Here is a 24,735-nt window from a genome sequence, read left to right as displayed (position 1 = left end):
GTCAAGCCTCGTATTTGCGCAAAATAACCGTGGCGTTGTGACCGCCGAAGCCGAACGAATTCGACAGCGCCACCTTTACGTCCGCTTTTCGCGGCTCGTTCGGGACGTAATCCAGGTCGCACTCGGGATCCTGGTTGTCGAGATTGATCGTCGGCGGGAGCACGCCGTTCTGGAGCGCCAGCCCGACGATGACGGCTTCGACGCCGCCGGCGGCGCCGAGCATATGGCCGGTCATCGACTTGGTCGAACTGACGGCCAGCTTTTTGGCATGCTCGCCGAACGTGCGCTTAATTGCCTCGGTCTCCGATTTGTCGCCGACAGGCGTCGAAGTGCCGTGCGCGTTGATATAACCGATCTCTTCGGGCGCGATGCCCGCATCCTTGATCGCTCTGGCCATGCAGCGCGCCGCGCCGTCCGGATCCGGCTCGGTCATGTGATGGGCGTCCCCGCTCATGCCGTAACCGATCACCTCGGCGTAGATGTGCGCGCCGCGCGCCGTCGCGTGTTCAAGCGACTCCAGAATAAGCACGCCGGCACCCTCGCCCATGACGAAACCGTCGCGGTCCGTATCGAACGGACGGCTCGCCTTTTCAGGCTCTTCGTTGCGCGTGCTCATCGCGCGCATGTTGGAAAATCCGGCGACCGCGATCGGGCGAATCGTCGCCTCGGCGCCGCCGCAGATCATGACGTCGGCGTCGCCGCGCTGGATCAGCTTGTACGAGTCGCCGATGGAATGCGTACCCGTCGCGCAAGCCGTGACCGCCGTCGTATTAGGGCCTTTGGCGCCCGTCACGATGGAGATCTGGCCGCTCGCCATGTTCGCGATCATCATCGGGATAAAGAAAGGGCTGACGCGGCGCGGTCCTTTTTCCATAAGGATCGTATGCTGATCCTCCCAAGTGCCGAGACCGCCGATGCCGGAGCCGACGCTCACGCCGACGCGGTCGGCTTCGGCGTTGACGCCGATCTCGAGCCCGGCGTCCTTCACCGCGCTGAGGGAAGCCGCCAAGCCGAACTGCACGAAGCGGTCCATCCGGCGCGCTTCCTTCTTGTCGATCCCGTGCGCTTCCGGCTCCCAGTTCTTCACTTCGGCCGCGATCTTCGTCGGATAGTCGGTCGTATCGAACGCCTCGATTAGGCTCACGCCCGACTTGCCGGCGAGCAGGCTGTCCCAAAACGTATTCAAATCCGTACTCAGGGAGGTAACGACTCCCATGCCGGTTACAACTACACGATGTGCCAACCCATGTTCACCTCTTCAGCCGATGCGTAAACGTTCGGCATCGCCCTTGACGGACGAGCCCGTTTCGCGTAGAAATCCGGGCGATCCGGATGCTAGAAGCGTCCGAATCCCCGGAACGATGGTAAGCAAGACTGACGAACTTAAGGCCGGCGTCCGCGCGAGGACGGATCCCGTCATTTATTGCAGCGATTCGTCCCTGACGTGAAGAATCGTTCTAATAAATACGGCGTCCGCCGCTGCTAGGCGCGTATACGGTCCTGTACAGGTAGCGACGGCCCGGGACCGTCCGTTCAAGGATGGCCGCCGGGCCGCAGACCCAAAAAATCGATGCATAATGTGGAGAAGTCCCGCTCTTCGAAGCGGGACCTTGTCAGATCAGTTAGGCATGAGATTGTATGTAATTTACGACTTCTCCCACCGTAGTGATCTTCTCTGCATCCTCATCGGAGATCTCCAAGTCGAATTCGTCTTCGAGTTCCATTACCAGTTCGACGACATCAAGAGAGTCGGCGCCCAAGTCATCCTTAAAGTTCGCTTCGTTGGTGACTTCGGCCTCTTCTACGCCCAGGCGTTCGACCACGATGCGTTTAACGCGATCATATACATCGGACATCCGGTTCACCTCCCTTTTGGTATTATACGAGATAGATGGACAAAAAGCCAGCGCGTAAACGGTTCCGCGAAAGCCTATTCATCCGTTGCGCCGCACGCCCGCGGCCCCAAGTCCGCCGGGGTACGGCAGCGTTTTACATATACATGCCTCCGTCGACATGGATCGTCTGCCCGGTCATGTAAGACGCGCTATCCGACGCCAAGTAAAGCACGCTCGAAGCGATCTCCTCCGGCCTGCCCATACGGCCGAGCGGAATGTCCTTCAGCATGGCTTCGCGGAGATCGGCCGGCAGCTTGTCCGTCATGTCCGTCTCGATGAAACCCGGCGCGACCGCGTTGACCGTGATGCCGCGCGACGCCAGCTCCCTCGCCGCGGACTTCGTCAGTCCGATGACGCCGGCTTTGGCAGCCACGTAATTCGCCTGTCCCGCATTGCCGAGCACGCCGACGACCGAGGAAATGTTGATGATGCGTCCGTAACGCTGCTTCATCATCGGACGGGTGACCGCCTTGATGCCGTTGAACACGCCCTTGAGGTTCGTCTCGATCACGGCGTCGAATTCTTCTTCCTTCATCCGCATGATCAGGTTGTCCCGCGTAATGCCGGCGTTGTTCACGAGAATGTCGAGCTTGCCGAACGCCTCGATCGCGGTCTGCACCATCGCATCGAACTCCGCGGCCTTGCCGACGTTCGCCTGAACCAGAATCGCCTTGCGGCCAAGCGCCTCGATCGCGTTCGCCGTCTCCCGCGCGGCGGCTTCGCCCCCCCGCGTAGTTCACGGCAACGTCGCAGCCCGCTTCGGCGAGCGCGAGCGCGATGGCCCTGCCGATTCCCCGCGATGCGCCGGTCACGAGCGCGGCTTTGCCGCTAAGATCAAACTCCGCCATATTATTACCCCTCTCGCGTTAGGCATAATCACCAAATCCGAAGCTTCATTAGGCAGTGTCCCGATTTCAACCGAATTCCGCTTCGTTTACGTCGGCTGCACCGTTAACGGAAACGATCCGCACGGTCTTGTCGATCTTCTTGATCAGACCCGCGAGCACGGCGCCCGAGCCGATCTCGACGAACGTATCGACGCCTTCGCCGATCAAATAGCGAATGCTATCTTCCCAGAGCACGGGGGACACGACCTGGTCCACGAGCAGCTCCCGCAGGCGCGCGCCCTCGCTGACCGCGGTCGCCGTCACGTTGGCGACCACCGGCACTTCGGCATCGCGGAAGGCGACCTCGTCGAGCTTGGCCGCGAGCCGGTCGGCCGCGGGACGCATGAGCGACGAGTGGAACGGCCCGCTGACTTCCAGCGGGATGACCCGCTTGGCGCCGGCTTCCTTGCCGCGCTCGACGACCGCCGCGACGCCCGCCGCCGTGCCGGATACGACGATCTGCCCCGGGCAGTTGACGTTGGCGAGTTCGACCTGCGCGCCGGAAGCCGAGATATCCCGGCAAAGCGCTTCGAGCGCCTCGCGCTCGGCGCCGAGCGTCGCCGCCATCGCGCCTTGGCCGCTAGGCACGGCTTCTTCCATGAACGTGCCCCGCGCGCGGACGAGACGGATCGCGTCCGCGAAGTCGAGGACGTTCGCCGCGACGAGCGCGCTGTATTCGCCGAGGCTGTGGCCGGCGACATAGTCCGGCTTCACGCCGCGCGCCTTGAACGCTTCGAGCAGCGCCACGCTCGTCGCAAGCAGCGCCGGCTGCGTGTTCGCCGTCTGACGGAGCGATTCCTCGGGTCCTTCGAAGCAAAGCGCCGATACGGAAAATCCGAGCGCCCGGTCGGCAGCCTCGTATACGTGCCGCGAAGCTTCGAACGCTTCGGCGGCATCCTTGCCCATGCCGACCGCCTGCGCCCCTTGTCCGGGAAATACGAATGCGATTTTGCCCATGTTGGAAGTCAGCCTCCTCTATCCTTTACCAGACCAGTACCGAAGCGCCCCAAGTGAGACCGCCGCCGAAGCCGACAAGCGCGATCGTATCGCCTTCGCTTACGCGGCCTTCTTCCGCAGCCTCCGCCAGCGCCAACGGAATCGAAGCCGCCGACATATTGCCGTAGCGATCCACGTTGATCACGCACTTCTCCGGCGGCAGCTCGAGCCGCTCGAGCGAAGCCTGGATGATGCGGATGTTCGCCTGATGCGGCACGAGCAGGTCGATCTCGGACTTGTCCACGCCCGCCTTGCGGAGCGCCTCTTCGGCCGCGTTGCCCATGATGCGCGCCGCGAACTTGAACACCTCGCGGCCGTTCATCTCGATGAAGTGACGCTTGCCGGCCACCGTCTCTTCGGACGAAGGCTGGCGCGAGCCGCCGCCTTGGATGCGCAAGTGAGGCCCGCCGGAACCGTCCGCCCCGAGCTCGAACGACTTGAAGCCGCGTCCCTCGGGCACTTCGCCGATGACGACGGCGCCGGCGCCGTCGCCGAAAAGCACGCAGGTATTGCGGTCGGTGTAATCGGTAATCCGGGACAGCGTGTCCGCGCCGATGACGAGCGCGTACTTGTACATGCCGAGCGCGATGAACCCGGATGCGTTGGCGAGTCCGTAAATGAAGCCGGAGCAAGCGGCGGACAGATCGAACGCGGCCGCCTTTTTCGCGCCGAGCCGGTCCTGCAGGATGCAGGCGGTCGACGGGAAAAACATGTCGGGCGTGATCGTCGCGACGATGATCAGATCGAGCTGATCCGCCGTGATGTTCGCCGACGCCAGCGCCTTGACGGCCGCCTCGTACGCCAGATCGCTCGTCGCCTCGTGCTCGGCCGCGATGCGGCGCTCGCGGATGCCGGTGCGGCTCACGATCCATTCGTCGTTCGTGTCCACCATTTGCTCGAGCTCTTGGTTCGTCAGACTGCGCTCCGGCGCGTACTTGCCGATGCCGAGGATGCCCACGGGAATTCCATTCATCGTCTTCTCTCTCACTTTCCGCCGAATTCTTCGGCCAATGCAGGGATGAGTCCGTTGTCGATCGCGGCTACCGTATGGCGGATCGCGTGCATCGTCGCGGTGGCGTCCGAGGAGCCGTGGCTCTTGACGACCAGCCCGTTCACGCCGAGCAACGGCGCGCCGTTGTACACCTTGTAATCCATCATTTTGCCGACGCGCCTGAAGTTCGGGCGAAGCACGGCCGCCGCCAGCTTGGAGCGCAGGCTGCTCGTCAACTCCTGCTTCAGGAGGCCGAACACCGTCTCGGCCGCGCCCTCGATCGCCTTCAGCAGGATGTTGCCAGAAAACCCGTCGCAGACGAGCACGTCGCAGCTGCGGCTAAGCACGTCGCGCGCTTCGACGTTGCCGATAAAGTGGATCGGCGCCGTCTCGAGCAGCTCGAACGCGGCTTTGCTCAGCTCATTGCCTTTGGCCGCCTCGGTACCGACGTTAAGCAGCCCTACCTTGGGCTTCGCGAGCCCGTGTACCTTCTGCCTGTACATGCTGCCCATCAGGGCGTACTGCAGCAGATGCTCCGGCTTGGCGTCCATATTGGCGCCGAGATCGAGCGTCAGGACGCCCTTGCCGTCCGTCGTCGGAAAAAGCGAGGTCAGGCCCGGCCGGTCGATGCCTTTGAGCCTGCCCAGCACGAGCAAGCCTGCCGTCATCAACGCACCGGTATTGCCCGCGGAGATCATCGCGTCGGCGGCGCCCTCTTTCACCATGCGGGCGGCCACGTTCATCGAAGCTTCAGGCTTGCGGCGCACGGCGCGAACCGGTTCGTCGTCCGGCTCGATGACGTCGGCCGCAGGCACGACCGTCACGTTCGAAGGTTTGCCGGCGCCTAGCAGCGGATTCAGCGCTTCGGGCCGTCCGACGAGCAGCAGCTCCGCCTTCGGCCACTGCGCGGCCGCTGCCAGCGCGCCTTCTACCGTCGAACGGGGCGCATGGTCGCCGCCCATCGCGTCTATGGCGATTTTCATGCCTCTCCCGCTCCTTCCTCGTCCGCAGAGCCTGCGGAGCGATAAATCACAAAGTTGCCTTGGAACACCATTTCGTCGCCGACGTAGGTGAACACCTCCACCTTCGCCTTGCCTTTCTGAACGCCGCTGGATCTCACATACGCCTTTGCGATGCACTTTTCCCCAAGCCTGGCAGGACGAATGAACCGGATATCCGCCGATGCGGTCAGCGCGATCTCGTCGTTGATGACGGCGACCGCGAGCGAGTTGGCCTGCGCGAACACGTGATGCCCCCGCGCGATGCCGCTTCGGGAGAAGACGTGCTCGTCCCGGATCTCGAACATGGAGATGCCGCTCTTGTCGAGCTGAAGATCGAGGATGTCCCCGATCACTTCGTGCAGCGGCAGCGATCGGACCGGATCGTAGGAGCGCTCCGCCATCAGCTTGAGCCGCTCGCGCAGCTCGGGAATCGCCAGCTCCAGCCGGTCGAGCCGGATCGTCTGGATGCTGACCTTAAGCAGGCGGGTCAATTCCCGGTCGGTCAGGAACGGATTGTCTTCGATGAGGCGGGCGAGCTGCTGATGGCGTTGCTTTTTTGGGCATGCGTTCCATGGGCGACACCGCCTTATATGTTCATACTGATACCTGGTGCCAATCCGATATAAAGAAAAACGCGCCTTGACGCTAGTCACGCCGGGACGCGTTATTTCATTATTGCTTGATGATTTCGCGGGATTTGTACGTGCCGCAAACCTTGCACACGCGGTGCGAGATTTTCAATTCTCCGCATTGTTCGCACTTGACCAAACCCGGAACGACCAATTTGAAGTGCGTCCGGCGCTTGTTTTTGCGGGCTTTGGATGTTTTGCCAAAAGGTACTGCCATGTTCCCACCTCCTTACCAGAGTCGAAAGCGAAAGCGGCCTCTATCGGCATTCCTATTTCGATGTCGTTATGAACGTTCGGAATCGAACCAGCCTTTGAGCGCCTCCAGCCTAGGGTCGATCTTGATCGGCCGAGGCCGCTCGGGCTTGCCGTTCAGGTCTTCGCCGGTCTCCGGGTCGAGTCCCTTGCAGTCATCGCTGCAGGTCGGCGACAGCGGCAAATTCAGCAGCAGTTCGTCCGTTAAATAAGGCCGAAGCTCCAACCGATCGCCGTGGAAAGGCACGAAGTCCTCGTCGTCCTGCTCTCCGAGATCCGCCACTTCCTGCGAGACCTGCTTAAAGCTCTCGCTGTATGGAATGTGAAGCGGCTCTTCGAACTTGGTCAAGCAACGAACGCATGTCCATTCGAGATTGCAGTCCAGCTGGCCGGCTACGTTGACGAACTCGCCGGAAGGCTCGGCCGTGACGTCCGCTTCGAGCGGACCGGCCGGACGCACGCCGGGCACCTGCGACAGCAGATCGGCGACGTCTATCGTCTCGCGCAGCGCAAGCTTAGCCTTGGCTGCCTTCAGTTCCTGCACATTGAGCAACATATTATCACTCCAAACAAACAAAAGTAATTATAGACGCGGGACGGCGCTTTTGTCAACATTTAACGCGGCGGACGATCCGGGCGCTACCATTGGGAATTCAAGCCTTCTTTCATGTTATCATATCTTTAATTCGCGCTTCAAAGGAGCGTTCGCCATGTCCACCGTCGGCCTCGTCGTCGAATACAATCCGCTGCATAACGGTCATCTCTATCATATACAACAATCGCGCAAAATAACGGACGCCGAATCGGTGATCGCCGTCATGAGCGGCCACTTCCTGCAGCGCGGCGAGCCCGCCATCGCGGATAAGTGGTCCCGCGCGGAAATGGCGCTGCGCGCAGGCTGCGATCTCGTGCTCGAGCTGCCCGTCGCTTACAGCGGCCAGCCTGCCCAGTGGTTCGCCTACGGCGCGGTCGCCGCGCTGGCCGCGACAGGCGTCTGCGATGCGCTCTGCTTCGGCAGCGAGAGCGGTAACGCCGATGCGCTGTCCCGCATCGCGGATCGACTGGCCGCCGAGCCCGAGTCGATGCGGCTTCGCCTTGGCGCGCTGCTGAAGGAGGGCTTGCCTTACCCGAGCGCCTATGCCGCGGCCGCCCGCCAGCTGCTGGAAGCCTCGGGCGAAGCGGACGCCGCGTTCGGCCTGGCGCAGCCGAACCATACGCTCGGACTCCATTATATGCTCGCATTGCGCAAGCTGGGCAGCCCGATGCGGGCGCTCTCCATCCGGCGCGAAAAGTCGGACTACAATCAAAGCTCGATCACCGACACGGCCATCGCCAGCGCGACGGCGCTGCGCAAGCTGGTCGTCGAATCGGGAGGCGCGCTGGACGGGTTGGCGCCCTATGTTCCCGGCTCTACGCTTGCCGTATTGCGCAGAGAGGCGGCAGCCGGAAAGGCACCGGTGACTTGGGACGCCTTCGCCAGGCCGCTGTTCCATTTGCTTAGCTCCCTGCCCGCCTCCGAGCTGGGGACGTACGCCGAGGTGACCGAAGGGCTTGAGCACCGCATCAAGGGCGCGCTGCGGGAGCTGCGGTCGTGGCGAGTGGACGAGCTGCTCGACCTGCTCAAGACGAAGCGGTACACGCGCACGAAGCTGCAGCGGACGCTCGCGCGCATCCTCCTCGGCCATCGGAAGGAAGACCTGGACGCCGAGCGGCTGGCTGCGGGCGTGCAGTACGTACGCGTGCTCGGGTTCACGGCGCGCGGACAGGCGCTGCTGAAGCGCATGAAAAAGACGGCGGCCGTGCCCGTCGTTCACACCGCGGCCGACGGCGACTGGCCGTATCTGGCGATGGACGCGCGTGCGACCGCGGTCTATGCCGCGGCGCTACCCGCCTCGCGACCCGCGGACGCCTGGCGGGATTATACGGTGCCGCCGGTACGCGCTTAGCGACGGCGGTAGCCTTATAGATCCCGGGACATCCGGATCATGTCTCTGCAAGGGATGCCGTTTTCGAAGATCGGCTCGTCATAATGCCTTACGAAGAAATCGACGTCCACGCCGACGATGCGAAACCCGCACTTTTGATACAATGCCAGTTGACCGACGCCCGAATTGCCCGTTCCCACCTCTATCGTCCGATAGCCTACCTTACGCGCGGTATCGATCGCATGAAGGACGAGCGCCTTGCCGATCCCCTTCCCCCTGGCGGCGTTCGTCGACCGCTACGTTCACGAGCTCCGCCGTGTCCGGCCTGGTAGGCAGCAGGACATATACGCCGACAAGGTCCTCGTCCGCCGTCTTCGCGACGTAGCACGCGCCGCGTCGCAAGTACTGCGTTACCAGCTTTTCGGACGGATCGGCGAGCAGCAGCAAATCCAGCGGCGGCTTTTCCCCGGGACCCAGTATTTCAATGCGCATGAACGATCTCTCCCCCTCGCCCCGCTGCCCGCTTTCGCGGACAAGGCTGGTCTATCGCCGGACGGGCATGCGTACATTGTACCATGTCCCATTGAGCGGCCATGGCCCTGTCTTGCGCTCCCGCGGCGCTTCGCACCACTTGCCATCCGTTAGACCCGAATGGGCGTGAGGAGGCGGCGTCAATGCCGGGATCCGCATTGCGCAAAAAATCGTTTATGATCTCCGTTTTCTCGGCGGCTGCGCGTTGGCGCTCGTCGTAGGCATCGTGAGATCGCCGGAAGAGGCGTTCCGCGCTTCGCTGGGCGGACTTGAAATCTGGTGGAAAACCGTCTTCCCCGGCCTCCTCCCTCCACTTATGCTCGCCGAGCTGCTCGCCGCCTCGGGCCTGCTGCACGGCATCGCGGCGCTGGGCAGTCCGCTCTTCCGTCGGTTGTTCAGGCTGCCGGCGGCGGCGGGCTGGGTCGCGGCTTTCGGCTGGACGGCAGGCTTGCCCGCCGGCGCCAGAGAGACGGCGCGCCTACGGGAGCGCGGGCTCGTTCGCGGCCGCGAAGCCGAGTCGCTGCTTCTGCTCTCGCATATGCCCAATCCATTCCTCGTCATTGTCGTGGTAGGCAGCGGCTTCCTGCAAGCTCCGGCCTACGGCTGGGCGATCGCCGCGGGATTGTGGATATCGGGCATCGCGACGGGTATGCTCTGGCCGCGATTGTCCGGAAACGAGTCCAATACAACTGAGGCCGCCGGAGAACCGCCCATCGACGGCGACGTATCCCATCAGCCTTCCGGCTCCGCCCTACGCCGGGCCTACCGGGCGATGCAGGAGGCGCGCCTCGCCGATGCGCGCCCCTTCGGCAAGCAGACCGCCGACGCCGTGACGAGCGCCGTCGCCACGTTGTTCGCGATCGGGGGACTCATGATGATGAGCGCCGTGCTGCTGCGGATCGTTCAGACCGCGCTGCCGGGCACGGACGCTTGGCTGACAATCCCGAGCCTATACGAGATGCATCTCGGCGCCTATGCTTCCGGACGCTCTGCGCTGTTCGAATCCGCGCCGGCCAAAGCCGCCGCGCTCATCGCGGCGGCGCTCGCGTGGAGCGGCCTGAGCGGCTTGCTCCAGGCCAGGGCCGCCTGGAGCGGCAGCCGTTTCCCTTGGCCCCGCTTCATCGCCGGCCGCCTGCTTCACGCCGCGCTCGCCTTGGTCGCGACTTATCCGCTCGCCATCGCCGCCGAGCGCGGCTGGTTCGCGCCCCTCACTCCCGTCTGGCGCGGCTTCGCCGGCCCGCTGGCGGCGACCGAGCCCGCGGCCGGTCCGCTCCCTTCGGGCTGGGCGCTGCTGCCCGGCACGACGCTCGCCGCCGTCGCTTGTCTGGGCATCTTTGTCCTGCTAGCGTTGCTCGCCGCGCTCATCTCGCCTCGCCGCCGGGGTGGCGACAAGCGTCCAAAGTAATCGCGGCCGACGCGGGCATGCAAAAGGCTCCTAGGGCGAAATTACGCCGGTCGGAGCCTTTTGCATGCATATCCCTGGTTGCCGGTCAGTCCCGCTTGCCGAACTTGCCTCGCAGCGCCGCCTCGACCGCCGGCGGCACGAGATCCTGCACCGCGCCGTCGAACTTGGCAATCTCTTTCACGATGCTCGAGCTGAGGTACGAATATTTAGGATTGGTCATCATGAAAATCGTCTCGATGCCCTCGTCGAGCTGACGGTTCGTCGAAGCCATCTGCAGCTCGTATTCGAAGTCCGTGACGGACCGAATGCCGCGCACGATCACCTGGGCTTGCTGCGACCGCATGTACCGCACGAGCAGATCCCTGAAGCTGTCGATTTCCACGTTCGGCAGGTCCTTCGTCACCTCGAGCAGCAAGCTCCTCCGCTCTTCGACGGTGAATAGCGGGCTTTTGCTCGTATTGTTCAGCACCGCGACGATCAATCTGTCGTACTGCTTCGCCGCGCGCCGGATAATGTCCAGATGGCCGAACGTGACCGGGTCGAAGCTGCCCGGATACACTGCGATGCGATGCTCGCTTTCCGGCCGATTCGCTTTGGCATTCATCTAGGCTTCGCCTCCGTATTTATAGATGGAAATCGCGGTCTCGCCGTACAGGGCCAACCTTCGCCGTTCAAAGATTCCGATGCGCTCCCCCGTAAGCGAAGCCCGATTCATGCTCGATGACCGCCACCGTATCCTCGCCCGCGAGCCCGCGCGCCGTCAGATCAAGCAGCAGCTCGTCGCACGTTTTCATGACATAGGGCGGATCGAGGAATACCAGGTCGAAGGGCTCGCCGACGCGCTGCTCCAGCAGTCTGATCGCCTTGCCGGCGTCCTGCCGGTACACCTCGGCTTTGTCCGCGAGACGCGTCGCAGCCAGGTTGGCGCGAACGACCTCGATGCTGCGCATGTTCGCATCGACGAAGACGGCCCGTCCAGCGCCTCGGCTGAGCGCCTCGATCCCGAGCCCGCCGGTGCCGGCGAACAGGTCGAGCACGCGCTCCCCGTCAAAGTACGGCCCGATCATGCTGAAGAGGGCTTCTTTGACCTTGTCCGTCGTCGGACGGGTCGTCTGGCCCGGCACCGCCTTGAGCGGCCGTCCTCTGGCCTCTCCGGATATGACTCTCATCTGTGATGTTCGACCCCCCGCGCACATGGAATGCCTGAATTTTACAGCAAGACAGCCGCGGGTCCGCCGCGGCTTAGATGAGGCTTATGTTACCATATCGTGCCGCCGGCGGGAAGCCCGTCCCCGACGGTCGGCCGCCGAGCCTAAAATTATAGTCCATCGCGTATATTTTTCCGCCTAACGGCGATACTGCTACTACCGGCGTCGAGAGATGCCGGGGATAACCGCGGAGAAGGCTTACGTTTCCCCATAAGTTCTTCGTCCGGTTTCTCCTCTCCCATGAGGCCCTCGTCGCGAGACGGGGGTCGTTTTTTTTATATGCGCCGTTCGCCCAAATTTGTAACGCAGGTTACAGATTCGAATCGCTCCGCTGTGGTATTATTTAAAGGTACTTAATGGATAAAAGATACTAATAGCGACGGAGTGTTGAGCCCATGAAAAAGAAGATTATCCTGCTTACCTTGATCGGCCTGCTGGCCGTAGGCGGCGTCGTCAGCGCCGCAAGCTTGTGGGGAACGTACAAAGGATACGCGAAAGTCAGATTGACGCTTGGCGGCCAGGCAATTGCGACGCAAGATACGCCCGCCATCAACTTCCAAGGCTCGACGATGCTGCCGTTGTCCGCGCTGAAAAGCGCCGGCGTCACCTACAGTTATGACGCGAAAAAGCAGACGGTCGACCTGAAGCCTGCCGGCGCCAATCTGGTGCAGTTGACGGAAGACGTCATCAATCTCGGCGGAGACGGAATTTCGCTTACGGACATCGAAGGCGACGTGACGGCGGTCGTCTATTATCCGTCTTTATACGGCTTCGACGACGATTGGACGGATATCGACCAGATTTTCAAAAAGCTCGTGCCGGTCGGCGCCGTCTACATGCGGGTCGTCTACACCGACGACGACGAGGAAAATATGATCGAGATCAAAACGTCCGACTACGACAAGTTTCTGAAGGGCACGATCACGGACGACCAGCTGCAACAGCTGTGGATTACGAGCGGTCCGCTGTTCGACGACACGACAGATTCGAGCGAAGCGGAGAGCCTTGGCTAACGCATCTCCTAACGAATCGCTCAATCTCGCGTTCTGCCGAATCCATGATACGTAAGGCCGAAGACCTCCGCAGCGAGGTCTTTTTTTTGCGCTCGGCTAAAAATAAAACGCTTGACTTTTATGCCGGAGCGAACGGGCTCTTGACAGCCTTATGCTATAGTAAAAAAAGGTAAAACGGTCCCCGAAAGGAGTCTTTCGTTTGTTCCAACACCATCAACAAAACTATGAAAGCGTCAATTTCGGCAGCCAGGATCTAAGATACGGCGAGCTGACCGGGTGCACGTTTGTCCGATGCTCGTTCGCTCACGGCTCATTGGAGGAGATCGCGTCCGTCAAATGCCGCTTCGTCGGCTGCGATTTTCGCGGCGCGGCGCTGAACGGCTCCGTACATACAGAATCCGCGTTCGAAAATTGCAACTTCGACGGCGCGGATCTGTTCGTCTCCAAGTTCGATCGCTGCAAAATGATGGGCTCGACGTTTTCCGGCGCTACATTGGACGGCATCTCCATCCTTCAGGGCGACTGGTCTTATACGAATCTGAGACAAGCCAAGCTGGCCAAGCAGGATTTGCGCGGCATTAAATTTTACGAAGCCGATTTGTCCGGCGCGCAGCTGGCCAAGGCGGATCTCAGGGACTGCGACCTGTCGATGGCTTCCCTCGCCAAAGCAGACCTTCAAGGAGCGGACGCGAGAGGCGCCAAAATGGACGGCGTCGACTTCAAGCAGTTCGCCGTCGCCGGCCTGCGGATGGACCACGAACAAGCGGTGCTGTTTTCTCTGTCGCATGGCGCCAAAGTCGGCTGATCGCCGATCGCTCGCCGTCGCTTATGGGCGATGCGCGCGCCATGCGCGCCGATCGTTCACAAACGCGTCATTTCATTTCTCCCGGCATCGTCCTGTATAATAGAAGCATTAAGTACTGGGCGGTGAATCGACAATGAACGGTCCGAAAGCGGTTGGGCTCGTGCTGGGCTACTGCCTGGCGGTATTTTTGTTCGTCGTGGTCATCTATTTGACGATCCGGTTCTCGACCTGAAGCGCTTTGCGCGCATGGCCGGCTCCTTCCGAGGGGCCGGCTTTTTTTGTCGCCCGCCGCTGCAAAAAGAAGCCGACCGGTTCGATTTTGCGTCGTTTCGTGTCCGCTTACGTTTCAACCATTCGCCGGATGTGTAAGAAAAATATAACAGTCCCGTGACGGAAGGAGGTGTGATGACGCATGAAGCAGCAACGTCTCTCGCTTAGAAATTACCTGGCGTTCTTGGTGACCGAGGTGTCGGAAACGCTCAAGCAAGATCCGCAATCCACGCCGCGTTCACGCCGCTGACTCGTCATCACGCCTCTTCCTGACAGACCGAAGCCGCCGTCTTCCGGCGGCTTTTTGTCGTTCAACCTCTCGATTGTGCGGGAGCCGGCCGACCGGCAGGAAAAAAACGCCATTTCAGTCTGCGGGAGGATAGACGAATCCCCCGGTCCGTATGATAAACTAAGCGAATCAAACGATCCCGAAAGGACGATTCTTCATGAACCAAGCCGCGCAATACGCGGTCCCCATCCTCTTGGTCGCGTTTATTATGTACCGCCGCATCCGGCGGACGGTCGGCTTCCAGTTGCTGCGGCCGAGAAGACTTCAGATTCGAATCGGCATCTTCTCCGCCATCGGCGTCATTCTGATCGCAGCCGGATTCGTCCATCCCATCGTATTCGCAGCGGACGCCGCCGGACTCGCCCTGGGCGGCCTGCTCGCCTGGTTCGCCATCAGGCACAGCATCGTGGAACGACGCAGCGACGGCCTCTACTATCGGACGCATGTCGTCATCGAATCGCTCGTCATCGCGCTGTTCGTCGGCAGGATCGCATACCGGTTCCTGTTCGCGATGCAAGGCGCGCAGACGGCCGCGAATGCCGCCGGAGGCGCGGACTCGCTGCAGCAATACGGCCGCGACCCCTGGACGGCCGCCATCTTCTTCATTCTGATCGCTTACTACGCTGGCTATTATATTTACGTGCTGCGCGCCGCTCCCAAGCGGGCCGCCTAACCGGCATCCGCAAACGCAAGCGCCGACTGCCACAGAGAGGAAGTCGAACTTGAGAACCGCAGACCAAGTCAAACGGAAATATCACGAGCTCGCCTCGCGGAAGCAGGCGCTCGAGGCGCTGTACGCTGAGGCGGGCGAGGAAGCCCGCCCCGAGCTGCAGGCGCAGGCCGAGCGGCTGGAGGACCAGCTGCTGCTGCTCGAATGGGTGCTGAACGCGCCCTCCGGCAGCTATCACGGCTGAGCGGATGATTCGATCGGCGCAGCCGTGACGCAATCGGGACGCAATCGGGAGCCGAGTTTGAACAAACAAGCCTTGCGGCCCTTCTAGCGAAGGGCTGCAAGGCTTGTTCTGTCATGCATCGATGCGTCATTCAAAACCGTAAAAAGCCGCCGTATTGCGATCCAGCTCCCGCTCGACCGCCTCAAGCTTCAGCCCGCGCAGCGCCGCGATCTCTCGCGCGACCGCAAGCGTCATTTCCGGCGTCGTCTCCATTCCCGCAAACGGGCCTTCGAACGGCCAGGGGCCGTCCGTTTCCGCCATCAGCTGTCCGAGCGGAAACGACGCGGCCAGTGCCCGGATGTCCGGCTCGTACAGCACGTCCGGCGTGAGCGAGATGAAGTATCCGCGCGCAGCGATGTGCGCCGTCGTCTCCGGCGCTCCCTTGTACCAGTGGAAGTGCGCCCGGCGCACGCCGCGGCGATCCAGCACGGCGAGCGCTTTGTCCGCGTCTTCGTATACCGCGTGGAGAGCGATCGGCCGGTCCAGCTCGGCGGCGAGGCCCGCGAAGACGTCGAGCTGCGCCAAGTACGGCGTTTCGTCGAACGCTTCGCCGCGCGCCTCGGCCTCGGTTCGCGTATAATACGGCAGTCCGACCTCGCCGATCGCGAACGCTTCGCCGTTCTCCGCAAGCCGGCGAATCCAGCTGCATAGCCGCTCGAGCTCGTCCGTCGCGAGCGGCGGCTGCTCGGGGTGATGGCCATAGGCTGGCATCGTTCGTCCAGGCCATAAAGCCGCAAGCCGCCGCGTCTCGGCGCAAGATTCGGGGTTCATCGAGACGGCGACGATGCCTCGTATGCCCGCCGCGAACGCTTCGGCGAGCAGCGTCTCCCGGCGCTCTGGCGGATATTGGTCGGCGTGCAGATGCGCGTCATACGCCATCGCCGGCACCTCCCCGCTCGAGCAGCGCCAGCACTTCTTCCTTGAGCGCCACGAACGCCGGCTCCTTCCAGACATCCGCCCGCCGCGGCCGTTCGAACGGGACGCGAATCTCCCGCAGCACGGTGGCCGGCGCCTTGGACAGCACGTAGATGCGGTCCGACAGCGTCAGCGCCTCTTCGATGCTGTGCGTGACGAACAGCACCGAACGCCGCTCCTCTTCCCACAGGCGCAGCAGCCACGCCTGCATGTCCGCTCGGGTAAGCGCGTCAAGCGCGGCGAACGGCTCGTCGAGGCACATGACGCCCCGCGGCATGAGCAGCGCCCGCAAAAACGTTACGCGCTGCTGCATCCCGCCGGACAGCACGCGCGGGTATTCGCCCGCCACGTCGCCGAGGCCGATCCGGTCCAGCCACTGCGACGCGAGCGCCGTCGCCTGTCGCCGCTCGATCCCCGCCGTCACCAGCGCGGAGGCGATATTGGCGCCGACCGACATCCAAGGAAAGAGCGAGGCTTGCTGCGGCATATAGCTGATGTGCCCGCGCTGTCCGGTCGTCTCCGCCCCGTCGATCAGGATGCGCCCCGCCTCCGGACGCTCGACGCCGCCGATCAGGCGGAACAGCGTCGACTTGCCGCTGCCGGAAGGGCCGAGCAGCGTCACGAACTCGCCTTCGCCGACCGTCAGCGAAATGCCGCCAAGCACGGGATGGGCTTTTTTTGCCGCGCGAATAGCGATGATGAATATCGATCAGTTCGAGTTTTGGCTGTGCCCTCATCGCGCGCCCCCCTTCCCGGCCCGCCGACCGCCAGCGGACGACGAGGCGCTCGAGCAGCGCGGCGATGCCGTAGAACGCCAGCGCCATGCCCACGATGCATACGATCGCGGCGAACACGCTCGTCGTATCGTAGCCCTTGGACTTGAGCACCAGATAATAACCGATGCCCTCGCTCGCGCCAAGCCACTCTGCCACGATCGCCGCCGTGATGCTGTAGGTCGCCGTAATTTTCAAACCCGAGAAAAAGTACGGCAGCGATGCTGGCAGCTCCAAGCGCCGCAGCACCGTCAGCCGGCTCGCGCCGATCATCGCGAGATACTCGCGCAAATTCGAATCGGCCTGCCCGAGGCCGGCGAGCATCGACCAAGCGATCGGAAAGTAGCAGACGAGCGCCAGCAGCACGAGCTTCGGCGTCAGTCCGAAGCCGAACCAGATGATGAGCAGCGGGCTGAGCGCGATCAGCGGAATGTTCTGCGTAATGATGATGATCGGAGACAGCGCCGCGCGAACGAACGGAATGAGATGAAATACGATGGCCGACAGCACGCCTAGACCGATGCCGAGACCGATGCCTTTCAGGGCGAGCCGCAGCGTCGAGCCGCTCTGCGCAAGCAGCCGGTCCCGCTGCTCCCACATCCGCTCGCCGATCGCGAGCGGCGACGGAAGCGAGAAGGGCTTGATATGCCATATGGCTACGCTCAACTGCCAGAGCGCCAGCACGGCGATCAACGTGCCGACCGGCAGCAGCCATCGGCTGATTTTACTGTCCATCGGGATATTTTCGCAGCAGATGCGCCATCGAGGCGCCGTCCGTTCCGTGAACGAGCAGCTTGATTTGCGACAGGACGGATGGGCTTCCCCTTTTCGAACATCGCCCGGTTCATTTCCTTCACGATATCGAGCAGTTGGTCGAGATCGCCCTCCATCGTCGTCTCGAGCGGCCCGACCCGGTACGCTACGCCGGATGCCTTGATGATCTCGATCGCCCGGTCGACGTACAGATGCGTGTCGTCCTCCGGCTTTGCGGCCTTCGGCAAAATCTGAATGCTGAGCAGCGCTTGCGACATGTCCGTTGTCCTCCTCGGTTAGGTTCTATCTTTAGTTCATTAGATTTAAGGTTGAGGCAAAAAGTCGTTCGTGAACATCGCGTCGTAGTCCAATTCCTTCGTCAGCAGCTTGTGCTCCTTGAGGAATTCGGCGTAGCCGGACCACACTTCGCGCTTCTGTTCGCCCCAACGCGGCGCATCGTCTTTGTATTTCGGGCTTAGCCAGGCTTGGCTCGCCTTGACGAGGTCCGCGTTCAGGTCGGGATTGGCCTTGATCAAGATGTCCGCGGCTTCCGAAGGATGGTCGATCGCGTATTGATAGCCTTCCGACGCCCCTTCGACGAACGCGCGGACGACGTCCGGCTTGTCCTTGATCATTTTTTCGCTCGACGTCAGCACCGGCGTGTAGTAATCGAGACGCTTGTCGAAGTCCGAGAGATAGACCATGTTGAGCTTGATGCCGCGCTGCTCGGCCTCGATGCCGGTCCAGGCGTAGAAGATCCATTCGAAGTCGATATCCTTCTGCACGGCGGTGAAAAAGTCCGCGGTGCCCGCGTTGACGAACTTCACCTTGTTCACGTCTGCGCCCTGCTTCTGCATCATCGAGCCGATGACGGCTTGCTCCGCCGGCGAGCCCCAGCCGCCGTAGCTATGACCTTCGAAGTCTTTGGGCGCCTTGATGTTTTTGTCCGCGGGGGACGCGAAGCCCGACGTATTGTGCTGGATGATGGCGGCCAGCGAGACGATCGGCATGTCGTTTTCTCTCGCCAGGGTGAGACCCTCCTGCGCGCCTACGCCGAAGTCCGCCGCGCCCGTCGCGACCATCTGGTCCGCGCCGCTCTCCGGCGGCAGCACGATCTCGACGTCGAGGCCGCGCTTTTTCCAATAGCCCTGGTCGGCCGCGACGTACAAGCCTGTGTGATTCGTATTCGGCGTCCAGTCGAGCACGACCTTCACCTTACCGAGATCGGCGGCCTGCCCATCCGAGGCGGAGGCCGACGCGCCTGCGCTCTGTGATGCCGGTACCGGTCCTCCGCCGCTGTCGTTGCCGCCGTTCCCTCCGCAACCCGCCAGGATCAGCAGCGCCGCGATCGCCGCCGCGCCCTTGCCGCGCCAGCTTTTGCCCACCATACCCATCTGTCTCTACTCCCTCTCCATGCCGTCCGGCACGCAGACATTCAAAAAACGCCCCCCCGTATACGGAGGGCGTCCTGAATAAGCATGGACAACACGCGCGAATCCGATTCGCGCTTCCCGCCTCCCTACGCTGGTACTAACCAGATCAGGTTAAAGGGTCTGCATCGTCGATTGACGGGATGCACTCTCAGCCGGCCTATCCCAGCTCCCCCCGGGGTTTGTTCGATTGTCGACGTACGCGTCGGCGTTGATTGATAACGCTCCTCATTATAGCAGAAGTTCGGATTCTGTCCAGCATTTGCTTGCGTCGGCTCGCTAGGGGAAGAGACGCAAACGACCGACAACAAGCATCCGGAGCGCATCCGGGGGCTTGTTTGGCGCGCGTCATGCCGGCGTCCCGAAAAATTCGAATCATGGCTGCTACAAACTCGGACCGGCATCCGCGGTTCCGTCTCAAGAAGTCTTGCCAGCCTAACAGGATAGGTGCCTGCCGGATTGCAGCTTTCGAAGCCTAGCGTGATCGAATCTCAATGCGGATAGAGCGTCTCGAATTCGACGCCGCACGGCCCCCCGTCGGCGTTCAGCGCCAGTTCCACCTCCGTTCCGTCACCATGATACAATGGCCGGTAATATTGACCGATGCGCGTAGCGGACGCGTTGGCATAGTGGCAGATGAACGCACGGCGGAAACGGTCCTTCGTCTTGTTGCGATACGATCCGTGGATCAGGTTCCCGTTGAAAAACAGTACGTCCCCCGGCTCCATGACGACGGGCACCGCCTTTTGATCCTTCGGGGGGCTTCACGAAGTGGGTCGTGAACGACTCCTTCGCGTCGGCGTGCTCGGGACATACGATCTCGTAATCCTGCGTCTTCGGCACGACCAGCATGCCGCCGTTTTCCTCGTTCGCCTCGTCGACCGCGGTCCATGCGGCGATGCAATTGCCAGGCTCCACCTTCAAATAAAAATTGTCCTGATGCAGCGCCTGGCCTTTGGCCCCGGGAGGCTTGTAGTAAAACATGCTTTGCGCGGCTAGCGGCGGCTCGCCGTATAGATCCTCCAATACCGCTAATACCGGCCGGTGCAGCATATATCGCTTCGCCGTGTCGTTAAACCGGTGCGGATGCATCACCCGCGGATACCGCTTCAGCGGTTCGTCGGCGCCCGCGGTCATGTCCGGTTCGTAATATCCGGGGACGCCCGTACGCCCGATTTCTTCGAAAGTATCTTTGATTTCCTGCAGCTGTTGCGGGTCGTATAGCCCTTTCACGATCAGAAAGCCCTCGTTCTCGAACTTATTTTTTTGCTCCTCGGTCAAGCATTTAAGCGCATATGCCATGCCTTCTCCTCCTCCAAGTCGTTATTGCGGCGATCCGGTCTTGCAGGTCCAGTATATTTTTTTTCGCGCGCAGACGGGGAGTAGCAATCCTGCTTTTCGCTCACACGATTCTGCTGTCCGCTGGATAAGGGCCGCGACAGGCGCTATGCTGTTATAAAAGACTGCGGCAGGGAGAGCGATTCAGTGGAAAAATACGACAAGCCGTCTCAATATAGCGGATTTGCTTCAGGCAACATCGTCGCCGGGCATTTTCAGGTCGACGACAGCTATGCAACCAGCCGGCCCCAGGGGATGGAGGATTGGCTGATTGCCTACACGCTCGACGGCAGCGGCTATTTCGCGATTCCCGGCGAAAAGATAATTTGCGCGCGCGGGGACATCGTCCTGCTAGGTCCCGGCACGCCCCATACGTACGGCACGGTAAAGGGGGGATGCCTGGAACTTCGTATGGGCGCATTTTGCCGCCCGATCGATCGGAGACAAGCTGCTGCCGTCCGAACCGTTATCCTTGCAAGCGTTGGAACCCGGTTCCGTGCAAACGAGAATAGACGAGGCTTTCCGAAGGGTTCTCTCCGATTCGCGAGAGAGGGACGAGTTTTGGCACGACCTGTGCCTGAACTCGCTGCGCGAAATATTAATGCTGCTGGCCAAGCGGCAGAGCCGCAAGCTCGACCCGAGGGTCGTGGATGCCATGCATTTTTTGTCCGAGCATATGCGAAGCCCCGTTCAAATCGAGACGCTGTCGAAGGCGATCGGACTGTCCTCCTCCCGTTTGTCGCATTTGTTCAAAGCGCAAACGGGTTTGTCCGTCATCGACGCGCTCAACCGGATGCGGATCCGGCAGGCCGCGCTGCTCCTGGAGCATACGGACCGCAGCGCCTCGGAGGTCGCCTACGACGTCGGCTTTCACAACTACAACCACTTTATGAACCAATTCCGCAAATGGACGGGGACCAATCCGAGCGCGTTCAGAAAACAGGATCGGCCTGACGGCGAATGAGCGCGCATAAGCAGAAAACGCCAAGAAGAGCGGACCGCTCCGCTCTTCTTGGCATCTCCGTGCGTTCATTGCGCTCCGCGCTCGGTCAATGTCGCGATCAGCGCCAGATGAACCCGCGCGCCTTGATGATTGGCGTCCAGCGCCGTCACCGCTTCGAGCTCCGCCCTCGCTTCTTCTTCGCGTCCCAATCCCAGCAGTCCAAGACCCCTCATATACCGGCAATGAACCCGGTTGCGATAGTTCAGGTCGTCCTCGAACACCAGGAAGTCCGGCAGCGATACGGCGAAGTAATCGAACTTCGCTTCGTCGTTCAAATGCCGCTCGGCATAATCGATCAGCTTGTTGAAGCGGCGCTTCGCTTCTTTCTCGACGCCGAGCTTGCGCCAGGCGAGTCCTTGGTAGAAAATCATATCCGGCGGCTGGTCGTTGTAATACATCGCGCTCGCCGGCTCCTCAAGTCCTTGCGACGCGCTGCGGTAGCTTAAGTCTGCCTGCTCGAGCCGCCCGAGACCTTCATAAGCGAGTCCCAGATAATAATTCACGTTGTTCTCCTGGGCACCTTCAAGCTTGCCTTCGCCTAGATTGTCAGGATAAACGAGCGCCGCCTGCAGATGAGCTACTGCTTCCTCGTATCGCCGCGCCGCGAGATCGAGCTTCGCGGACTCGACATGCGCCAGCACATGCTGTCCCGTCGCTTTGCCTTCGCCGCCCTCCCATGGATGGAAACGCCGAGCTTCAAGCGCGCGGAGCGCTTCGGCATGGCGGTCCATCGCGTTAAGCAACGTGACGTATTCGAGGTACAAGTCGTCGCGACGGTCGACCTTGTCCTTGAGCGGCTCGAGCTTCGCGAAGCGCAGCTCGGGCGCGTAGCCCAGCTTTTTTGTACAGTTGATCGAGCTCGAAGAGCACGCGGGCATCGTCCTCGTCCAGCGCATAAGCACGCTCCAGCGAGGCGAGCGCGCGGTCGGCGTCGCCCATCTTGTTGAAATAGGCAAGCGCCAGATTGCGGTGGACGGTCGGGAAGGCGTCGTTCGACGCACGTGACGATTCCCACGCCGCGATCGCGTCTTGATGACGCTTTTTATCGTACAACCAGTTCCCCAAGTAGTAGCTCGCCTTGTCGTCCGCCGCGTCGGCGCGAATCGCGCTCTCGAGCACCAGCAGGTCGAACAGGCTGTTCGGGAAGCAGTACGCGGGGCTTGCCGCGCGTCCGGCCTTCCGGTACGCTTCGGCAAGCTTGGCATCGCCGGACGCCTCGTGCAAGTAGCCGAGCGCATAATGAACCATCGGATACGCTTCGGCAGAAGCGTCGGGCGCGATGCGGCTCAGGACGCCGATCGCTTCCGCATGCAATCCGGCGGAGGCATAATCGGCCGCCAAGCTCAAGTAGTTGTGCGGGTCTCCCCCGCATCAACCGCAGCAGCTCTTCGCGCGAAGCTTCAGATCCGGCTTGATCGCCGGCCGCGCGCAAGGCAAGGATCCGCTCGTTGGCCGCGCCGAAATCGGCGATATCGATCGCCAGCGTCTCGGCCGCATAGGCTGCGGCTTCTTCCGGGCATCCCAGTCTGCGCAGCATCGCGGACTTCAGATGACGCGCTTTGTAGTTGCGGGCGTTGCGCGCGATGGACCGTTCGGCCAGCTCCAGCGCTTCGGCATAGACGCCCTTGGCGGCCGAAATCTGCGCGAGGGTGAAGTAGCCGGCGTCCTGCCAAGCAGCCGACCATGTCGATTTATACAGCGCGGCGAACGCTTCCCTGTCCTTGCACTGCAGCTTCAGCGCGAAGCCGAGCTGATAGAGCGCCTCGCCGTCGTACGGGTTCGGATTGCGCCATGTGAGCGACTTGACCGCCGTCAGGAAGTGCCGCTCCGCCTCCGCGAATAGGCCGCGGCGCAGCAGCAACGTCCCGTAAGCGACGTTGATCCGGCTATCGGACGGATCCCGCTTCAAGCCTTCGAGGTAATATGCTTCTGGCTCGAACGTCGCGTGACGGTACTGCTCGAGATGCAGGCCGGCCAAGTAGAGCTGCTCGTTCGTGCGCAGCTCTTGCGGCTCCGGCAGCGGCTTCGCCGCTTCCGGCACGTCCTCGATGGACGGCGCGGCGGGGCGGTACGCGACCAGTAAGCGTCCCTCGGCGCTCGCGACCGAAACGGTCAAGTCGTGCGGCCGATCGTCTTCGTCCAGCGTCACGACGGATTTGAACGTCGACACCGGCGAAAGAGACGCCGTTTCCTTAAAGTAAACGCGCTTCCTGCCGCGCAGCTCGACGACCGCGCCCTCGAATACGGAAGTCGCATAGGCCGACACGGTCGCCTCGCGCGCCGTCTCGTCCACCTCGAGGTTGACGGCGGCATCGATCGAGGCGTTTTTGACGACGCCGATGTCTTTGTAAGGCATGAAGTACTGCGTGAACGACTTCTCTTCGTACGGCGCGAGCCAAGTAAAGTCAGGCTGGTTGTCCGTATAGACGCCGGTCATGAGTTCGATGTACGGTCCGTCCTCGTCCGTCAGGTTGCGGTCCCACGCCTGCCCGAACTCGCCGTTGCCCCAGGTCCATTGCTTCTTCCCCGGCGATACGTGATGATTGGCGACATGCAGCAGACCGGCTTGGACGCCGTGGTCATAGCCGCCGACGAAGTTGTAGTCGGACTTGTACGCCATATAGGACGTCGGTACCGGAATGTTGCGGTACCGCGAGATGTCGACGCCGGCCGAGTAGTCCATCTTGTAATAGGTGCCTGTCGCGATCGGAAACCGGGAAACATCGCGCTTGCCATGGTCGAATACGGCGGTCACGTCGGGAGGAAAAACCGATTGAGTGTGATCGTTGACGGCCACCGCGGGGTTCGCCCACCACAGAAACGTCTGCGGCTCAGGCGTGCGATTGTACAGCTGCGCCGAGATCTCCAGGTACGCCTTGCCCGGATGCAGCGTGAAGCCGGCCGTCACCTTCGTGCCGTACATGCGGTCGATCTCGCTCACCCATACGGTGGCGGCGCCGTCCTCGCGCGATTCGAGCTTGTATTCGACCGGCCCGTACGTATTCGGACGGTGGTGCTGAGGCCAGTTGAACTCGATGCCGCCCGAGATCCACGGACCGGCCAGGCCGACGAGAGCCGGCTTGATGACGCGATTGTAATAAACGAAGTCGTAGTCGTTCGTCTTGTCGAGCGCGCGGTAGACGCGGCCGCCGAGCTCGGGCATGATTTCGATGCGCACGTACTCGTTTTCCAGGATGGCAAGCCTGTAGGTCTGCGGCTTCTTGTCGTCCTCGATCTTGTCGACGACCGGGTGCGGATAGACGCGTCCGGAGCTTCCCTGGTAAACCCGCTTCTCCAGGAACATCGGATTGCGGTCGGGCGTGCCGATGCCATAGGTCGGGATGGAGACGTCCGCTTCCCAGATCCGGACGTCACGCTGCCCGGCGGTCGCTGCTTGTTGTGTCAAAATGGTTCCCCTCCTCTTCTCATTAGCTTCACTTTACGATAGGCCGCTCCCCTCGCCAATTGACGGA

21 protein-coding genes, 7 pseudogenes and 1 riboswitch are annotated in these 24,735 nt (G+C 61.8%); of the genes and pseudogenes, 8 read left to right on the top strand and 20 right to left on the bottom strand.

Going from position 1 to position 24,735, the window contains the following annotated elements:
* Nucleotide 1 precedes the first annotated feature (1 nt).
* The 9 genes and pseudogenes from fabF to OMP38_RS23525 form a co-directional block, all read right to left on the bottom strand.
* Nucleotides 2-1,243, bottom strand: coding sequence for a beta-ketoacyl-ACP synthase II (gene fabF, locus OMP38_RS23565; RefSeq protein ID WP_277567254.1), 1,242 nt, complete (start codon nt 1,241-1,243; stop codon nt 2-4).
* 379 nt (nt 1,244-1,622) lie between these two features.
* Nucleotides 1,623-1,856 (bottom strand): acyl carrier protein, encoded by a 234-nt coding sequence (acpP, locus tag OMP38_RS23560; protein ID WP_090117455.1) that lies wholly within the window; start codon nt 1,854-1,856, stop codon nt 1,623-1,625.
* Nucleotides 1,857-1,989: 133 nt separating this feature from the next.
* Nucleotides 1,990-2,743, bottom strand: a pseudogene (gene fabG, locus OMP38_RS23555) (3-oxoacyl-[acyl-carrier-protein] reductase).
* 66 nt (nt 2,744-2,809) lie between these two features.
* Nucleotides 2,810-3,739, bottom strand: coding sequence for an ACP S-malonyltransferase (gene fabD / locus OMP38_RS23550; protein WP_277567253.1), 930 nt, complete (start codon nt 3,737-3,739; stop codon nt 2,810-2,812).
* A 25-nt stretch (nt 3,740-3,764) separates the two neighbouring features.
* Nucleotides 3,765-4,751, bottom strand: a complete 987-nt coding sequence (locus OMP38_RS23545; protein WP_277567252.1) for a beta-ketoacyl-ACP synthase III — start codon at nt 4,749-4,751, stop codon at nt 3,765-3,767.
* A gap of 11 nt (nt 4,752-4,762) precedes the next feature.
* Nucleotides 4,763-5,752 (bottom strand): phosphate acyltransferase PlsX, encoded by a 990-nt coding sequence (gene plsX, locus OMP38_RS23540; RefSeq protein ID WP_277567251.1) that lies wholly within the window; start codon nt 5,750-5,752, stop codon nt 4,763-4,765.
* The gene (fapR, locus tag OMP38_RS23535; protein WP_277567636.1) at nt 5,749-6,360 is read right to left on the bottom strand and encodes a transcription factor FapR; all 612 of its coding nucleotides are present in this window, start codon (nt 6,358-6,360) and stop codon (nt 5,749-5,751) included. The genes plsX and fapR overlap by 4 nt, the downstream gene beginning before the upstream one ends.
* An 82-nt stretch (nt 6,361-6,442) precedes the next feature.
* A complete protein-coding gene (gene rpmF / locus OMP38_RS23530; protein ID WP_090117460.1) occupies nt 6,443-6,616 on the bottom strand; it encodes a 50S ribosomal protein L32 in 174 nt (57 codons plus the stop codon).
* 66 nt (nt 6,617-6,682) lie between these two features.
* Nucleotides 6,683-7,207: a YceD family protein gene (locus OMP38_RS23525; protein WP_277567250.1), complete on the bottom strand. Its 525-nt coding sequence runs from the start codon at nt 7,205-7,207 to the stop codon at nt 6,683-6,685.
* 154 nt (nt 7,208-7,361) lie between these two features.
* Between OMP38_RS23525 and OMP38_RS23520 the strand changes: the two genes are divergently transcribed.
* Nucleotides 7,362-8,597 (top strand): nucleotidyltransferase, encoded by a 1,236-nt coding sequence (locus tag OMP38_RS23520; RefSeq protein WP_277567249.1) that lies wholly within the window; start codon nt 7,362-7,364, stop codon nt 8,595-8,597.
* 14 nt (nt 8,598-8,611) lie between these two features.
* On the opposite strand, the pseudogene OMP38_RS23515 reads toward OMP38_RS23520, so the two are convergent.
* Nucleotides 8,612-9,068 (bottom strand): annotated as a pseudogene (locus OMP38_RS23515) (GNAT family N-acetyltransferase).
* Between the two features lie 244 nt (nt 9,069-9,312).
* Between OMP38_RS23515 and OMP38_RS23510 the strand changes: the two are divergent.
* Nucleotides 9,313-10,512 (top strand): nucleoside recognition domain-containing protein, encoded by a 1,200-nt coding sequence (locus OMP38_RS23510; RefSeq protein WP_277567248.1) that lies wholly within the window; start codon nt 9,313-9,315, stop codon nt 10,510-10,512.
* An 85-nt stretch (nt 10,513-10,597) separates the two neighbouring features.
* On the opposite strand, the gene coaD is transcribed toward OMP38_RS23510, so the two are convergent.
* Nucleotides 10,598-11,116, bottom strand: coding sequence for a pantetheine-phosphate adenylyltransferase (gene coaD, locus OMP38_RS23505; RefSeq protein ID WP_277567247.1), 519 nt, complete (start codon nt 11,114-11,116; stop codon nt 10,598-10,600).
* 67 nt (nt 11,117-11,183) lie between these two features.
* Complete coding sequence (gene rsmD / locus OMP38_RS23500; protein WP_338130623.1) at nt 11,184-11,681, bottom strand: 16S rRNA (guanine(966)-N(2))-methyltransferase RsmD; 498 nt, start codon at nt 11,679-11,681, stop codon at nt 11,184-11,186.
* Between the two features lie 434 nt (nt 11,682-12,115).
* On the opposite strand from rsmD, the gene OMP38_RS23495 reads away from it, so the two are divergent.
* From OMP38_RS23495 to OMP38_RS23480, 4 genes are all read left to right on the top strand, one after another.
* A complete protein-coding gene (locus OMP38_RS23495) occupies nt 12,116-12,733 on the top strand; it encodes a hypothetical protein (RefSeq protein ID WP_277567246.1) in 618 nt (205 codons plus the stop codon).
* A gap of 199 nt (nt 12,734-12,932) precedes the next feature.
* Nucleotides 12,933-13,538, top strand: coding sequence for a pentapeptide repeat-containing protein (locus OMP38_RS23490; protein WP_277567245.1), 606 nt, complete (start codon nt 12,933-12,935; stop codon nt 13,536-13,538).
* 716 nt (nt 13,539-14,254) lie between these two features.
* Entirely contained in the window at nt 14,255-14,770 is a 516-nt protein-coding gene (locus OMP38_RS23485; RefSeq protein ID WP_277567244.1) for a CcdC protein domain-containing protein, read from the top strand.
* A gap of 49 nt (nt 14,771-14,819) precedes the next feature.
* Nucleotides 14,820-15,011, top strand: coding sequence for a hypothetical protein (locus OMP38_RS23480; protein ID WP_090117470.1), 192 nt, complete (start codon nt 14,820-14,822; stop codon nt 15,009-15,011).
* A gap of 126 nt (nt 15,012-15,137) precedes the next feature.
* Here the strand turns inward: OMP38_RS23480 and OMP38_RS23475 are convergent, their stop codons facing one another.
* The 7 genes and pseudogenes from OMP38_RS23475 to OMP38_RS23445 all read right to left on the bottom strand — a co-directional run bounded on the left by OMP38_RS23475 (nt 15,138) and on the right by OMP38_RS23445 (nt 20,223).
* Nucleotides 15,138-15,929 (bottom strand): TatD family hydrolase, encoded by a 792-nt coding sequence (locus OMP38_RS23475; protein ID WP_277567243.1) that lies wholly within the window; start codon nt 15,927-15,929, stop codon nt 15,138-15,140.
* Nucleotides 15,919-16,242, bottom strand: a complete 324-nt coding sequence (locus tag OMP38_RS23470) for a hypothetical protein (protein ID WP_277567672.1) — start codon at nt 16,240-16,242, stop codon at nt 15,919-15,921. The genes OMP38_RS23475 and OMP38_RS23470 overlap by 11 nt, the downstream gene beginning before the upstream one ends.
* Before the next feature lie 21 nt (nt 16,243-16,263).
* Nucleotides 16,264-16,587 (bottom strand): annotated as a pseudogene (locus OMP38_RS23465) (ATP-binding cassette domain-containing protein); the annotation flags it as partial.
* A gap of 166 nt (nt 16,588-16,753) precedes the next feature.
* A pseudogene (locus tag OMP38_RS23460) lies at nt 16,754-17,338 on the bottom strand (ABC transporter permease); the annotation flags it as partial.
* An 89-nt stretch (nt 17,339-17,427) separates the two neighbouring features.
* Entirely contained in the window at nt 17,428-17,769 is a 342-nt protein-coding gene (locus tag OMP38_RS23455; protein WP_338130622.1) for a thiamine-binding protein, read from the bottom strand.
* A 45-nt stretch (nt 17,770-17,814) separates the two neighbouring features.
* Complete coding sequence (locus tag OMP38_RS23450; protein WP_277567242.1) at nt 17,815-18,885, bottom strand: ABC transporter substrate-binding protein; 1,071 nt, start codon at nt 18,883-18,885, stop codon at nt 17,815-17,817.
* Between the two features lie 105 nt (nt 18,886-18,990).
* A riboswitch (TPP riboswitch) is annotated at nt 18,991-19,107 on the bottom strand.
* Between the two features lie 305 nt (nt 19,108-19,412).
* A pseudogene (locus tag OMP38_RS23445) lies at nt 19,413-20,223 on the bottom strand (phytanoyl-CoA dioxygenase family protein).
* A 291-nt stretch (nt 20,224-20,514) separates the two neighbouring features.
* Between OMP38_RS23445 and OMP38_RS23440 the strand changes: the two are divergent.
* Together OMP38_RS23440 and OMP38_RS23435 are read left to right on the top strand one after the other, a co-directional pair.
* Nucleotides 20,515-20,622: pseudogene (locus OMP38_RS23440) on the top strand (helix-turn-helix domain-containing protein); the annotation flags it as partial.
* Between the two features lie 133 nt (nt 20,623-20,755).
* Nucleotides 20,756-21,223 carry a helix-turn-helix domain-containing protein gene (locus OMP38_RS23435; RefSeq protein ID WP_277567241.1) on the top strand — a complete coding sequence of 156 codons (468 nt, stop codon included), beginning with the start codon at nt 20,756-20,758 and terminating at the stop codon, nt 21,221-21,223.
* Between the two features lie 65 nt (nt 21,224-21,288).
* On the opposite strand, the pseudogene OMP38_RS23430 reads toward OMP38_RS23435, so the two are convergent.
* A pseudogene (locus OMP38_RS23430) lies at nt 21,289-24,671 on the bottom strand (DUF5107 domain-containing protein).
* Nucleotides 24,672-24,735: the final 64 nt, after the last annotated feature.

This window comes from Cohnella ginsengisoli (assembly GCF_029525555.1).
Lineage (GTDB): Bacteria > Bacillota > Bacilli > Paenibacillales > Paenibacillaceae > Cohnella > Cohnella ginsengisoli.
Note: the sequence above shows the minus strand (reverse complement) of the source record. Positions and strands in the feature narration are given on the sequence as shown.

What these genes read in the sequence shown, in the direction of transcription:
- OMP38_RS23545 (WP_277567252.1), bottom strand. Translation starts at nt 4,751, where the DNA reads ATGAATGGAATTCCCGTGGGCATCCTCGGCATCGGCAAGTACGCGCCG.
- OMP38_RS23520 (WP_277567249.1), top strand. Translation starts at nt 7,362, where the DNA reads ATGTCCACCGTCGGCCTCGTCGTCGAATACAATCCGCTGCATAACGGT.
- OMP38_RS23475 (WP_277567243.1), bottom strand. Translation starts at nt 15,929, where the DNA reads ATGGCGTATGACGCGCATCTGCACGCCGACCAATATCCGCCAGAGCGC.
- OMP38_RS23455 (WP_338130622.1), bottom strand. Translation starts at nt 17,769, where the DNA reads ATGTCGCAAGCGCTGCTCAGCATTCAGATTTTGCCGAAGGCCGCAAAG.
- OMP38_RS23485 (WP_277567244.1), top strand. Translation starts at nt 14,255, where the DNA reads ATGAACCAAGCCGCGCAATACGCGGTCCCCATCCTCTTGGTCGCGTTT.
- OMP38_RS23495 (WP_277567246.1), top strand. Translation starts at nt 12,116, where the DNA reads ATGAAAAAGAAGATTATCCTGCTTACCTTGATCGGCCTGCTGGCCGTA.
- OMP38_RS23525 (WP_277567250.1), bottom strand. Translation starts at nt 7,207, where the DNA reads ATGTTGCTCAATGTGCAGGAACTGAAGGCAGCCAAGGCTAAGCTTGCG.
- rsmD (WP_338130623.1), bottom strand. Translation starts at nt 11,681, where the DNA reads ATGAGAGTCATATCCGGAGAGGCCAGAGGACGGCCGCTCAAGGCGGTG.
- OMP38_RS23450 (WP_277567242.1), bottom strand. Translation starts at nt 18,885, where the DNA reads ATGGGTATGGTGGGCAAAAGCTGGCGCGGCAAGGGCGCGGCGGCGATC.
- plsX (WP_277567251.1), bottom strand. Translation starts at nt 5,752, where the DNA reads ATGAAAATCGCCATAGACGCGATGGGCGGCGACCATGCGCCCCGTTCG.
- coaD (WP_277567247.1), bottom strand. Translation starts at nt 11,116, where the DNA reads ATGAATGCCAAAGCGAATCGGCCGGAAAGCGAGCATCGCATCGCAGTG.
- acpP (WP_090117455.1), bottom strand. Translation starts at nt 1,856, where the DNA reads ATGTCCGATGTATATGATCGCGTTAAACGCATCGTGGTCGAACGCCTG.
- rpmF (WP_090117460.1), bottom strand. Translation starts at nt 6,616, where the DNA reads ATGGCAGTACCTTTTGGCAAAACATCCAAAGCCCGCAAAAACAAGCGC.
- fabD (WP_277567253.1), bottom strand. Translation starts at nt 3,739, where the DNA reads ATGGGCAAAATCGCATTCGTATTTCCCGGACAAGGGGCGCAGGCGGTC.
- OMP38_RS23470 (WP_277567672.1), bottom strand. Translation starts at nt 16,242, where the DNA reads ATGCCGCGGGGCGTCATGTGCCTCGACGAGCCGTTCGCCGCGCTTGAC.